This is a genomic window from Pseudomonas sp. YL2, assembly GCF_023063025.1.
GTDB lineage: Bacteria > Pseudomonadota > Gammaproteobacteria > Pseudomonadales > Pseudomonadaceae > Aquipseudomonas > Aquipseudomonas putida_A.
Genome location: NZ_JAJSLU010000016.1, coordinates 77,943 through 89,848, shown reverse-complemented (window position 1 = coordinate 89,848; position 11,906 = coordinate 77,943). Strand labels below are relative to the sequence as shown.

Annotated in this window: 11 protein-coding genes; 4 read left to right on the top strand and 7 right to left on the bottom strand. The window is 62.0% G+C overall.

Annotation, left to right across the window (positions count from 1 at the left end; genetic code table 11):
- Nucleotides 1–21: 21 nt before the first annotated feature.
- The 5 genes from LVD08_RS21150 to LVD08_RS21130 all read right to left on the bottom strand — a co-directional run bounded on the left by LVD08_RS21150 (nt 22) and on the right by LVD08_RS21130 (nt 5,733).
- Nucleotides 22–525: an RES family NAD+ phosphorylase gene (locus LVD08_RS21150; RefSeq protein ID WP_247269170.1), complete on the bottom strand. Its 504-nt coding sequence runs from the start codon at nt 523–525 to the stop codon at nt 22–24.
- Nucleotides 522–998: an MbcA/ParS/Xre antitoxin family protein gene (locus LVD08_RS21145; protein ID WP_247269169.1), complete on the bottom strand. Its 477-nt coding sequence runs from the start codon at nt 996–998 to the stop codon at nt 522–524. The genes LVD08_RS21150 and LVD08_RS21145 overlap by 4 nt, the downstream gene beginning before the upstream one ends.
- A 269-nt stretch (nt 999–1,267) precedes the next feature.
- Nucleotides 1,268–4,189: a TonB-dependent receptor gene (locus LVD08_RS21140; protein WP_247269168.1), complete on the bottom strand. Its 2,922-nt coding sequence runs from the start codon at nt 4,187–4,189 to the stop codon at nt 1,268–1,270.
- A 90-nt stretch (nt 4,190–4,279) separates the two neighbouring features.
- Complete coding sequence (locus tag LVD08_RS21135) at nt 4,280–5,227, bottom strand: FecR domain-containing protein (RefSeq protein ID WP_247269167.1); 948 nt, start codon at nt 5,225–5,227, stop codon at nt 4,280–4,282.
- The gene (locus LVD08_RS21130) at nt 5,224–5,733 is read right to left on the bottom strand and encodes a sigma-70 family RNA polymerase sigma factor (protein ID WP_103366928.1); all 510 of its coding nucleotides are present in this window, start codon (nt 5,731–5,733) and stop codon (nt 5,224–5,226) included. The genes LVD08_RS21135 and LVD08_RS21130 overlap by 4 nt, the downstream gene beginning before the upstream one ends.
- 295 nt (nt 5,734–6,028) lie before the next feature.
- On the opposite strand from LVD08_RS21130, the gene LVD08_RS21125 reads away from it, so the two are divergent.
- The 4 genes from LVD08_RS21125 to LVD08_RS21110 all read left to right on the top strand — a co-directional run bounded on the left by LVD08_RS21125 (nt 6,029) and on the right by LVD08_RS21110 (nt 11,199).
- The gene (locus LVD08_RS21125) at nt 6,029–7,747 is read left to right on the top strand and encodes a hydrogenase maturation protein (RefSeq protein WP_247269166.1); all 1,719 of its coding nucleotides are present in this window, start codon (nt 6,029–6,031) and stop codon (nt 7,745–7,747) included.
- Nucleotides 7,748–8,010: 263 nt separating this feature from the next.
- Nucleotides 8,011–8,874, top strand: coding sequence for a LysR family transcriptional regulator (locus LVD08_RS21120; RefSeq protein ID WP_027613689.1), 864 nt, complete (start codon nt 8,011–8,013; stop codon nt 8,872–8,874).
- 112 nt (nt 8,875–8,986) lie between these two features.
- Nucleotides 8,987–10,132, top strand: a complete 1,146-nt coding sequence (locus LVD08_RS21115) for a sterol desaturase/SRPBCC family protein (RefSeq protein WP_027613688.1) — start codon at nt 8,987–8,989, stop codon at nt 10,130–10,132.
- Nucleotides 10,129–11,199 carry an SMP-30/gluconolactonase/LRE family protein gene (locus LVD08_RS21110; protein ID WP_247269165.1) on the top strand — a complete coding sequence of 357 codons (1,071 nt, stop codon included), beginning with the start codon at nt 10,129–10,131 and terminating at the stop codon, nt 11,197–11,199. The genes LVD08_RS21115 and LVD08_RS21110 overlap by 4 nt, the downstream gene beginning before the upstream one ends.
- Before the next feature lie 107 nt (nt 11,200–11,306).
- Here the strand turns inward: LVD08_RS21110 and LVD08_RS21105 are convergent, their stop codons facing one another.
- Together LVD08_RS21105 and LVD08_RS21100 are read right to left on the bottom strand one after the other, a co-directional pair.
- The gene (locus LVD08_RS21105) at nt 11,307–11,471 is read right to left on the bottom strand and encodes a hypothetical protein (protein ID WP_166495921.1); all 165 of its coding nucleotides are present in this window, start codon (nt 11,469–11,471) and stop codon (nt 11,307–11,309) included.
- A gap of 109 nt (nt 11,472–11,580) precedes the next feature.
- Complete coding sequence (locus LVD08_RS21100; protein WP_042559423.1) at nt 11,581–11,823, bottom strand: DUF465 domain-containing protein; 243 nt, start codon at nt 11,821–11,823, stop codon at nt 11,581–11,583.
- Nucleotides 11,824–11,906 lie beyond the last annotated feature (83 nt).

The following is an 11,906-nucleotide window of genomic DNA, read 5'->3' as shown; positions in this document are numbered from 1 at the left end:
GCAAAAAATGGCACGTGTGGATCAAGCCAGCTCCATCTCCCTCAGCAACCGTGTATCCAGCCCGAATCGCTCCTGGGAAACCATCCTGAACTGCCCCTCCGCCAACTCGCAGCTCACCAGCAGATTCCACGAGTGCCGGGTTGCCGCCGAGGGGTTCAGTACAAACGGATGCTCTGCCAATAACGCATCGGCGAACAATTGTTGATTGGGGGAAGGCTTGGCGGGGCTCAACCAATAAGGATTCGGCACATCCTCCGGCTGGACGATTTTCACTTTTGCTTCGCTGACGACCTCAAAACACGTGAGCACATAAGGTTCACTGTCCAGCGCATCAAAGCTGTGATTGGCTGCCACCTCCAGAATGGCCGACGACGGATCGACTGATGCATAAACGACTCGCCGCCCGGGTATGTTCCATCGGCCACCATTGAGATTCGAACCCATCCCGCTGTCCCACGTCCCGCCATAAACCTCGGGGTCCAGCCGCCAGGCATACCAGTGCTCGTCCCAGGGCAAGGGATTCATGTGTAAACCCCGTATATCAGTTGCCCCAGATACTGCTCCACCATCTGAAACCCCAGTGAATGCCGAATAAACTCCACCGGTACGCGACCGTTCAGGTAGGTGCTGGGCTTGCGTAGCCACTCCTCGGCCCGTGACTGCCTTCCGAAGGCGCGAGTGGCCTTTTCCAGCACCAAGGCATATTGGTAGGCGACGACGCTCTGCTGCGGGTCAAGCCGTACCGTTTTACCTTCCTTCAGTAATCGGCGTACGGTGCTGACCGACTTGCCGGTGATGCGTTTGACCATGTCGCCTTGCAGATAAAGCTCAGAGGTTGAAAGCATGTTGACGACATCGTTCAGCTCAAAACCTTCGTCGGTCAGGTCAACGATCAGAAAGGCATCGTCACCTATGTTCCGGCCATTCACGAGCAAGTCGACAGGTTTGCCCTCGGCCCTCTTCACCCCCGTCAGCCGGGGTACCTTGACGCTGGGCATCGTGACCTCCTCCATGGGGCATCTGGCACGATCGGTGCGCCAGTGAAGGCGATGGGAATAAGCAGGCGTTTCGTATTCGAGGTGGGGAGTTCGCATAATCCATCCGTTATCAGAGGCCTGAGCGTCCAAGCCGTTTACGACTTCAATGTCATGTCCGATGCTATAGATCGCACTTCCGACGACCAACCTGAGAATGTCGTCGGAAATATCCCCGCTTCTGCGAAATCCAGACCTGTTTCCGTAGGACATTACCCACGAATACCGCGCGCTCAACTGCCGAAGTGATAACTCACATCCAGCCACCACTGCCGCCCGTACGGGTCATAGTTACCGGTCGGGTAATACGGCCAGCCAGCCGAGTCATCGTGTTTGATCTGGTTGAGCACGTTGTTCACGGTCAGGCCGACGCTGGCGCGGTCATTGAGCTTGTATCGCGCACTGGCGTTGAACACCGTCCACGGCGACAGGCGCCCGTCACCCGCGCCGTTGGTCACGGAGCCGTAGCGAATGCCCATCAGCGTCGCCGTGGCCTTCTGGTAATCCCAGGTCAGGCTGGCGTTGACCTTGCTGCGCCAGTCGTAGTTGGTGCGCGAGGTGCGCCAGTCCTGAGTCGGTGCTTCGTCCGACTCCTTGTAGTAATGCGATAGCACCAGGGTATAGCCCAGCGCCGAACTGAACGCGCCGTACTGCCCGGCGCCCCAGCGGATGTTGCTCTTGAAGTCCAGACCGCTGACCCGCTCGCTGGCGGCGTTGATCGCGTTGACCCGCACCCGTTGCAACTGGTTGGGGTCAATCGCCGCAGTGCCCGGGTTGCGATCGATGCGCGCCAGGGTCGACTGGCAGTTGGCCGAGTTGATGTCCTGGGTGCCGTTGCGGCATTCGTTCTCTTGCTGCAACAGGCGGTTTTCATCGACGGTGGTCAGCAGGTCGTCGATCTCGACCCGCCAAAAATCCGTGGAGAAATCGAAGTTGCGCGACGGCGACCAGACAAACCCATAGGTCCAGGATTTGCCGCGTTCGGACTCAAGATCCGGGGTGCCGCTCTGGGTGTAGTCGACCCGCCCACGATCACACGCGCCCTGCACGCCCTGGCTGCAACCGTAGTAGTCGATCTGCGCCGGGTAGTAACCGTTGCTGTCGGACTGGTAGATGTAGTTCAGGTCCGGCGCGCGGAAACTGGTGCCGTAACTGCCGCGCAGCAAAAGACTGGTGATCGGGCGCCATTCGAGGCCGAGGTTATAGGTTTTCTGCTGCTCGCTGCGGCCGCTGAATTTGTATTGGTCCCAACGCCCGGCGGCGGTGGCCAGCACGGTGTCGGTGACCGGAATACTGAACTCGCCGCCCGCCGCGTAGCGCTTGCGCGAACCGCCGGAGCTTTGCGCCGGGCTCACGCCATAAAAGGTGCCGTCATTCAGACCGTCATCCGGGTCGACGCGATATTCCTGCTTGCCCGCTTCCAGCACGCCGGCGAATCCGACCGGGCCGGCCGGCAGGTCAAACAAGTCGCCATTGATCGAGGCGTTGTAGCTGGTGGAAACCGACTTGCTGCGCTGGGTCAGGTTGCTGCGAAACTGCTCCCACTCTTGTGGCGTCAGCGGGCGATCGAGGCGCGAGGCGTCCGGGGCGAACACCGGATAACCGCCACTCACGCCCAATTGCGGGCCGAGGTAGAAATCCTGAATCGATGACAGCGGCGTGTAGCGCGTGGTTCGGACGCTGCGGTACTCCGAGCGGTTGGCCGCCAGATCATAGCTCCAGCCGGTGTCGGCGATCTTGTCCGAGAGGCCGAGGGTGCCGGTCCATGAAGTGTCGGTCCACTTGCTGTTGTTGCTGGTGCGACCACCGATTTCCTCTTCACCGTAACGGCGATACCAGCGCTCGAGATTGCCGCTGTTCTGGTTGATGAAGTCCGGCGAAGTAAAAGTCGGGCCACGGGTGTTGTTCTGGATATGATCGAGGCCATACATCAAGTCGGCAAACACCTGACCGCTGTCGCTGAAGTGCCAGGTGCCGCGGGTGTAGCCGTCGTAGTTTTCCTTTTGCGTCTGGATCGTCCAGTAATCGTTGTACATCTGATCGGTGCGGCAACGACCCGCGTTGTTCAGCAGCTTGTTGTCGAAGGTGCCTTGATAGGCGCCGCAACCGGGGCCGAGGTAGCGGTTGTTGCTCAGGTCGCGACGGTAACCGACATCCGCCAGCGGGCCGCTCTGCATGAAGCCGCGATCGTCGGCCCAGATCGGATCGCGGTTGGTCAGCTCCAGGCCGAACAAGCCGTCGAAGTCCCCCCAACTGCCACCGCCGCTGATTTGCAGGCGCTGATTGTCGCCACCGCCGCGCTCGCTGGTGCCGCCCTTGAGATTGACGTCGATGCCATTGATCTGCTTCTTGAGGATGATGTTGACCACGCCGGCAATTGCGTCCGAACCGTAGATCGCCGAGGCGCCGCTGCTGAGAATTTCGATACGGTCGATAACTGCCGAGGGAATATTCGCCAGGTTGGTGAAGTTGACCTTGCCATCGTATGGCGTCGGGTAATCGGCAACGCGCCGGCCGTTGATCAGCACCAGCGTGTGATTGGGGCCGAGGCCACGCAGGTTGATTGCGCTGGCTGCTGGCTGCCAGGTGTTGCCGTAGTCCTCGCCCTGGGTCATGCCGGTGTTTTGCGTCTGCGTTGCCAAGGCGTCGTAGACGTTCTTGTAGCCGCGCGCTTCCATTTCTTCATGGGTGATGACGTTGACCGGGGTCGCGCCATCACTCTGCGCACGGGCGATTCGCGAGCCGGTGACGGTGACTTTTTCCATGCGGTAATCGGCACTGGTCGCCGGGGCCACGGCACTGACTTTGGCCGCCACCGGCGTGCTCGCCGCGCCTTCACGCACGCTCAGGCCCTGGGCACTTTGCTCGACTTGCAGGCCGCTGCCGAGCAAGGCCTTCTCGACGGCCTGACGCCCGCCCAACGCTCCGCGCACGGCGCTGCTGCGTTTGCCTTGCACCAGATTCTGGCTGAAGGAAATCGGTACGCCGGTCTGGCGTGAAATGTCGAGCAAGACCTCGTCGAGCGGGCCGCTGGCGATGTCGAAGGTGTAGACCTGAGCGGCAGAATCCTGCGCATACACCGCGATCGGCCCCAGCCCCATCGCCAATGCGGCGGCGAGGGTCAGGCGCGGTAATTGTTGTTTGAATGAAATCATCAAGGGCTTCCCTGTTGAAGGCGTCTGCAGGGAATGAGCAGCGGGCCGGCGCTTTTTATAGGGCGGCGATTAGGCCAAGAAGTTATGACGCTATAACCGCGCGCCGATGCTGACCCAATAGGGGTTGTGCCAGGTGACGCGGATCGGCAGCGAGCGCTCCAGCAGTTGCAGGGTGCGGTCGCTATCGTCCAGCGGATAGAGGCCGCTCAGGCGCAGATCGGCCACTTCGGGACTCAGGTGCAGAATGCCCCGGCGGTAGCGGCGCAGGCTGTCGATCACTTCACTCAGCGGCCGGTCGCGCACTTCCAGACGACCTTGCACCCAGGCACTTTCCTGGCCGGTGCTGCGCTCCAGAGCCAGAATATCCTGGGCGTTGAACAGCAGACTTTCCCCCGCCTCCACCACTTGCCGCGCACCGCCGGCGGTGACCACTTCGACCTGCGAATGCAGCATCACCAGCCGCGTAGAATCGTCGCCCTGTTGCACCAGAAATTTCGTCCCTAGCGCCCGCATCCGCCCATGTTCGGTCTCGACCACGAACGGCCGCGCGGGATCCTTGGCGACGTCCACCAGCAACTCACCCGAGCGCAACGCCAGCAAGCGTTGAGTCGCATCGAATCGCGCCACCACCCGCGTCCGCGCATTCAGGCTCAGCGCACTGCCATCCTCCAGGGTGAAATCGCGTCGCTCGCCGGTGCCGGTCGCTAACTCCCCCGCTTCCGGCAGCCAGCCATAGCGGCGCCCGAGCAACCCGGCCAGCACCGCGATGCCGAGTACACTCAAGCTGCCACTGACAAAGCGCCGCCGGCTCGACGGCGCATTCAGGCTGTGCAGCAGACTGTTGCGTGGCAGCCCGCGCAAGTTCGGGTTGCGCAGCAGGTTAAGGCCGCCGCCCATTTGTTCGATGATCCGCTGATGGCGCGGATCAGCCGCGCGCCACGCTTCGAACGCCGCACGCTCGCCAGCGCTGGCCTCGCCGGACTGCAACAGCGCCATCCACTGCGCCGCCTCATCGATCACCGCCTCGTCCGGCCTCATGCCTGCATCGCCTGATAGCAGCGTTTGAAGGCTTCGACCATGTACTGCTGCACACGGCTAGTGGAAACCCCGAGCCGTTTGCCGATTTCGCTGTAGGTCAAACCGTCGAGCTGATGGTAGAGAAACGCGGCTTTGGCCTTGGCCGACAAGCCATTGAGCAAGCGATCGACCGCCAGTAACGCCTCGATCACCAGCGCGCGTTCTTCCGGCGATGGATGCACCGGTTCCGGCGCCAGCGCCAGGCTTTCCAGATAGGCGCGTTCCAGATCCTGGCGGCGCCAGCCTTCATAGACCAGCCGCCGGGCGATGGTGGTCAGCAGCGCCCGCGGCTCGCGAATGGCGCTCGGGTCCGGCAGGGCCAGCACCCGTAAAAAAGTTTCCGAGGCGATGTCCTGCGCGCTGTGCGGGCAACCCAGCGTGCGGCCAACGGCAGCGCACAGCCAGCGATAGTCCTTTTGGAACATGTGCCCAATCATCCGGTAATGCGGGTTTTGAACATCACCCATGCCTTGCTCCCTGAAACGGGTCCCACCCGCTGCGAAAAACCATCGTTCTGCCGGGATCGTCCGGCTCTTGATCAGGCGCGACTGTGCAATAGCGTTGCGGACATTTGAAGTAATTAAAAATCAGGATAAGCAAACCATTGAGAATAAGGCGCTCCGTCGCCGCAGAAATATTGACTGACACAACGTTGACCCTGATCAGTTGCCAGCGCGCAGCCACTCTCTAATCTGCGCGCTTCATCGAACGCCAAGGACGGCTCACCGGGAGCCCGCGGCTATCCCTTCAAGGAAGAAAACCATGCGATCACTGAAGATTATTCTGCTGTCATCGGCCTTCAACGGCCTCACTCAACGCGCCTGGCTGGAACTGCGTCAGGCCGGGCACTCGCCCAGCGTCGTGGTGTTCACCGACGAGGCGTCGGTGTGCGAACAGATCGAACACAGCGGCGCCGATCTGGTGATCTGCCCGTTCCTCAAGGATCGCGTGCCGCACGCACTGTGGAGTAATGCGCAGCGCCCGGTGGTGATCATCCACCCGGGCATCGTCGGCGATCGTGGCGCCAGCGCGCTGGACTGGGCGATCACCAACGAACTCACACGCTGGGGCGTGACCGCGCTGCAAGCGGTGGAAGAAATGGACGCCGGCCCGGTCTGGGCCACCTGCGAATTCAATCTGCCGTCGGGCTTGCGCAAGTCCGAGCTGTACAACGGGCGGGTCAGCGATGCGGCGATTCGCTGCATTCGCGAAGTGGTCGAGAAATTCATCGACGGCTTCGTTCCGGTCGCACTGGATTACAGCGACCCGAAAGTCCGCGGCCGCTTGCAACCGAACATGAAGCAGGACGACCGCACCTTCAGCTGGCACGACTGCTCGCGGTTCATCAAACGCTGCATCGACGCCGCTGACGGCCAGCCCGGAGTCTTGGCAAGCCTGGCGGGCGGGCAGTATTACGTGTACGACGCGCACCTCGATCAGCGCACTGGCATTCCCGGCAAAATCCTCGCGGTGCATGACGACGCGGTGCTGCTGGCGACCGGCGATCACAGCCTGTGGATCGGCTCGCTGCGGCGCAAACCACTGCCCGGCGAAGAGACCTTCAAGCAACCGGCGCGGCATGTGCTGGCCGGGCAACTGGACGGCGTGCCGACTCTCGACTGGTCGATCGCCAGCGAGCCATTCAACGACGAGCCGTATCAGCCGATCCGCTACCGCGAATCCGGGCATGTCGGCGAGCTGACCTTCGAGTTCTACAACGGTGCGATGAGCACCGAACAGTGCCAGCGCATGGTCGAGGCGCTGCGCTGGGCCAAGTCTCGGGACACTCGCGTGCTGTTGATCAAGGGCGGACGCGGCAGCTTTTCCAACGGTGTGCACCTGAACGTGATCCAGGCGGCGCAGGATCCGGGCGCTGAAGCCTGGGCGAATATTCAGGCGATCGACGATGTCTGCGCCGAACTGCTCAGCGCGCGGCAACTGGTGGTCAGCGGCGTGACCGGCAATGCCGGGGCCGGCGGCGTGATGCTGGCGCTGGCCGCCGACATCGTGTTTGCCCGGGCCGACATCGTGCTCAATCCGCATTACAAGAGCATGGGTCTGTATGGCTCGGAATACTGGACCTACAGCCTGCCGCGCGCCGTCGGCCCGGCGATGGCCGAGCAACTGACCCAGGCCTGCCTGCCGGTCAGTGCCACGCAGGCGCTGCAACTGGGCATGATCCAGGAAATCGGCCCGCGCTGCCCGGATGAGTTTTCCTTGTGGTTGCTGCAACGAGCCAACGCGGCACTGACCGACCCGACCTACGCTGCCGTGCGCGAGCGCAAGTTGCGCGTGGATCAGGTGCTGATCGAGCAATGTCGGGAAAGCGAACTGCAAGAGATGCAGGAAGACATGCTCTACAACCGCAACCAGTTTGCCGAGAAGTGCAGCCACTTCGTCTACAAGCGCAAGGCTTGCGGCACGCCGGCGCGATTGGTGGAAGACTGGGCGCGGGTGCGCAAGGTTGAGTTGGCGGGTTGATTTTGTGGTGATCGGCGGACCTCTTCGCGAGCAAGCCCGCTCCCACAGGGGGTCGTGTCGTTCACAAAATCCATGGCCACCGCCCAACCCTGTGGGAGCCGGGCTTGCCCGCGAAGGCGGTGGGTCAGGCAATGCTGGTTTGACGGTTCGCGAAATCGATGGGCCAGCGCAGGACCCTGTGGGAGTGAGCCCGCTCGCGATGAACGATGACGCGGTGGCGAGCCGGCACTTACAATGCCCGCACCTCAGACACCGGCCCGCCCATGGACATCGACCTCGCCCGCACCTTTCTGGAAATCGTCCGTCACGGCAGCCTCGCGGCGGCGGCGCAGAAGTTGTTCGTCACGCAGACGGCGATCACCGCCCGGGTGCAGAAACTCGAAAGTCAGCTGGGCAGTACGCTGTTCGTGCGCAACCGCGCCGGGGCGAAACTGACTGCCAACGGCGAGGCCTTCGTGGTCTACGCCAATCAACTGGTGCAGACCTGGGAAGCCGCACGGCGCGACCTGCCGCTGCTGGACGGCTATCACAACGTGCTGCACATCGGCGGCGAAGTCAGCCTGTGCAACCCGTTGATGCTCAGTTGGGCCGCCGAACTGCGCGATAAGATCCCCGGCCACGCCCTGCGCATGGAAATCCGCGACGGCGAAAACCTGCTGCGCCAACTCGAACTCGGCGTGCTCGATGCCGCGCTGGTCTATCAGCCGGAATACTGGCCCGGCCTGCAAGTCGAGCAGGTGCTGGAAGAAAAACTGATTCTGGTGCGTGCGCCGAACCGCCCGGATCCCTATGTCTACATCGACTGGGGGCCGGATTTTCGTCGCCAGCACGACGCTGCCCTGCCGGACAAGGCCAAAGCCGCGCTGAGTTTCAACCTCGGCCCGTTGGCCCTGCAATACATCCTCGAACATGGCGGCAGTGGCTACTTCCGTACCCGTGTGGTGCGCAGCTATCTGGAAACCGGCGCACTGGAAGCGGTCACCAAAGCCCCGGAATTCGGCTATCCAACCTATCTGGTGTATGCCCGCGAGCGCGACTCGGCGACGCTGCAACAGGCGTTCGATCTGCTGCGCCAGGTAATCGCCACCGATGACGACTGGTCGCAACGCTGGAACCCGTTGAGCTGAGTCGGCCGCTTTACACCGGAGCATGGCGCAACTGACCTCAAGGTGCGGCCTGCACAAACGGCCGGATCGGCTAATCTGCCGGGTATAACAACAATACCCACAGGTGAACGCAGTGAGGCAGACCACCGAGGCATTCCGCAGCCGCTATCGCGCGGCCATTCATCCGTTGTACAACCCGTGGCTGCACGGCGCCTTCGTGCTGCTGTTTGGCGTGCTGGCAATCGGTGCCTTCTGGAGCAGCGCGCATCAGGTGCAGCCGCTGGAATGGCTGAGCGTGCCGCTGACCCTGCTGCTGTTCAACTTTGGCGTGTACATGGTTCATCGCCATCTCGGTCACCACAAAAAGACTTTTGCCAAGCTGTTCTATGCCCGACATGCCGGCGACCATCACAGCTTTTTCACCCCCGGCCACATGACGTATGACGGTGCCCGCGACTGGCGGGTGATTCTGTTTCCAGCCTGGCTGATCGTCGTGCATACGCTGGTTTTCACCCTGCCGCTGTGGTGGCTGCTCGCGCAGTTCAACACCAATGTCGCCGGGCTGTTCGGCGGCTGCATGGTGCTGGGTTATCTGACCTACGAAGTGTTTCACGCCTGCGAGCATCTACCGCCGAATAATCCGCTGACCCACCTGCCGTGGATCCGCCAGATGCGTCATCTGCACGAACTGCATCACCGTCGCGAGCGCATGCAGGAGCGTAATTTCAATATCGTTTTTCCGCTGATGGATTACCTGTTCGGCACCCTGTACTGGGAACCGCCACCCGCCCCGTTGCGCTATTCGAGATCGCCCATGACCCGCATGCAGCACCAGATCGATATCGCCGGCGAACCGATCGCCGTGCTCCGCTACGCCGCCAGCGTCAACCACTGGCCCGAGTGGCACCCGTCGTCGCTGAAAATCGACGGCCCGCAAGGCCCGCTGCATGCCGGCGCGCGTTTCGAAGAAGACATTCATGCCGGCGGGCGCGCCGGCCATTTGCGCTGGGAGGTCACCGAGTATCTGCCCGGTCGCCGCTGGTGCGCCAAGGCGCGGGGCGATCATGGCTTGTCGCTGTTGCTGACCTACGAGTGCGCGGCGCAAGGCGACGGCACGCGGTTCGTGCGCACTCTGGATTACCGGTTCGATGGCCTTGGCATGCGCCTGGCCAATCTGCTGCTGCTCAAGCGCCGCATCGAACGTGAATCGGCGACCTCGATGCAGGCCCTGCGCGACATGGCGCTCAGGCACCTGACGCTGACGGGGCACCTTTCATGAAGCGTCTGCTGTTTTTGCTGGTGATCCTCGTCATCGCGTTTCTGCTGCTGATGCCGACCAAGGTGCAGCCGGTGGCGTGGAAACCGCCAGCGGCGCCGTCACTGAACGAAGGGGTCTACGCGGAAAACCAGCGGCTCAAGGCCGTCGAACAGGTTGGCCCGAGCGACATCGACGGCCCCGAAGCACTGCTGCTGGAAGGCGATTACCTGATCACTGGCCTGTATGACGGGCGACTGATCCGCACCAGCCTCGATGGCAAGGAGCGCAAGGTGCTGAGTGACACTGGCGGCCGGCCGCTGGGCCTGGCGCGACATCCCAATGGTTTGCTGGTGATTGCCGACGGGGTCAAGGGTTTGCTCTCGCTCGATGCCCAGGGTCAGTTGATTCCGCTGACCACCGAGGCCAATGGTCTGCCTTTCGGTTTCACTGACGACGTGGCGATCGACAAGTCCGGGCACTACGCCTATTTCAGCGATGCCAGCAGCCGCTGGGGTTACGGGCATGACGGTGAGGCGATCATTGAACATGGCGGTGACGGGCGCCTGCTGCGCTATGACTTTCAGACCGGCAAGACCAGCGTGCTGCTGGACAAACTGCAGTTCGCCAACGGTGTGACCCTCGGCCCGAATGACGCTTATGTGCTGGTCAACGAAACCGGCGCCTACCGCATCAGTCGTTACTGGCTGACGGGACCCAAGGCCGGCACCCATGACCTGTTCATCGACAACCTGCCCGGCCTGCCGGACAACCTCGCGTTCAATGGCAGCAACCGCTTCTGGGTCGCGCTGTACGCACCGCGCAGTGCCTTGCTCGACGGCACCGCTGGGCATCCGCGGGTGCGCAAAATGATCGTGCGCGCGCTGACGGTGCTGCCAAAACCGGTGGAGAAACGCGGGTTCGTCCTGGGGCTGGATCTTGAGGGCAAGGTGATCGCCAATCTGCAGGACGCCAGCAGCGGCAATTACTCGCCGATCACCACAGCGCGCGAGTATGGGGACTGGTTGTATCTGGGGTCGCTGAAGGCTACGCACATGGCGCGGTTGCCGTTGGCGGACGCGTTGAAGTGAGCCTGCTGGTTTTGTGTTAGATCAACTGACGTCATCGCGAGCAGGCTCACTCCTACAGTTGACCGCATTCCAACTGTAGGAGTGAGCCTGCTCGCGATAGCGGACTGTCAGTTACCGGATCTGTCGAACTTGTCCGGATCTTCGTCTTCAGGAAGATCTTCGTCCGGCTCTTCGGGAAAAGTGGTGGTGTGTGCCGGGCTGTTGGGCTCAGGGTGAGTGGGAACAGGGTCGAAACCGCCCTGCTCTTCACTGGGGAATCTGGGTGTGTTCATGTGGCACCTCGCAGAGAGTCGCTGAATGAAGACTCTGAACATTCGAGGTGCCGAGGGTGGTCGTCGTTCCAATCAATCCGCAACCGTGGGTCGGCGGATCATCCGGGGATCAGGACGGCGCCTGCAAATGGCTGACTATTTCGTCCTTGACCTTCAGACGCTTCTCTTTGAGTTTTTTCAGTGCGTCGTCGCTGGGGGCGTCCGAGGTGGCCGTTTCGGCCTTGACCACGTCGGCGTCAGCCTGGGAATACTTGTTGATCAGTGAATCCAGTCGTGGATCCTGGGTGCGTTTTTGCTGGATCTCTTCCTTCGTGCAGCTCAAGTCCTGAAACAGGTCATGGGGAACCGGCATGGAACACCTCCGTCAGTTGATCGGCAGCCGACGCGACCGATGCGTCAGCCCGTATCAGAATGGCCTTGGTTGAGGGGTTCTGT

What these genes read in the sequence shown, in the direction of transcription:
- LVD08_RS21150 (WP_247269170.1), bottom strand. Translation starts at nt 525, where the DNA reads ATGAATCCCTTGCCCTGGGACGAGCACTGGTATGCCTGGCGGCTGGAC.
- LVD08_RS21145 (WP_247269169.1), bottom strand. Translation starts at nt 998, where the DNA reads ATGCCCAGCGTCAAGGTACCCCGGCTGACGGGGGTGAAGAGGGCCGAG.
- LVD08_RS21140 (WP_247269168.1), bottom strand. Translation starts at nt 4,189, where the DNA reads ATGATTTCATTCAAACAACAATTACCGCGCCTGACCCTCGCCGCCGCA.
- LVD08_RS21135 (WP_247269167.1), bottom strand. Translation starts at nt 5,227, where the DNA reads ATGAGGCCGGACGAGGCGGTGATCGATGAGGCGGCGCAGTGGATGGCG.
- LVD08_RS21130 (WP_103366928.1), bottom strand. Translation starts at nt 5,733, where the DNA reads ATGGGTGATGTTCAAAACCCGCATTACCGGATGATTGGGCACATGTTC.
- LVD08_RS21125 (WP_247269166.1), top strand. Translation starts at nt 6,029, where the DNA reads ATGCGATCACTGAAGATTATTCTGCTGTCATCGGCCTTCAACGGCCTC.
- LVD08_RS21120 (WP_027613689.1), top strand. Translation starts at nt 8,011, where the DNA reads ATGGACATCGACCTCGCCCGCACCTTTCTGGAAATCGTCCGTCACGGC.
- LVD08_RS21110 (WP_247269165.1), top strand. Translation starts at nt 10,129, where the DNA reads ATGAAGCGTCTGCTGTTTTTGCTGGTGATCCTCGTCATCGCGTTTCTG.
- LVD08_RS21105 (WP_166495921.1), bottom strand. Translation starts at nt 11,471, where the DNA reads ATGAACACACCCAGATTCCCCAGTGAAGAGCAGGGCGGTTTCGACCCT.
- LVD08_RS21100 (WP_042559423.1), bottom strand. Translation starts at nt 11,823, where the DNA reads ATGCCGGTTCCCCATGACCTGTTTCAGGACTTGAGCTGCACGAAGGAA.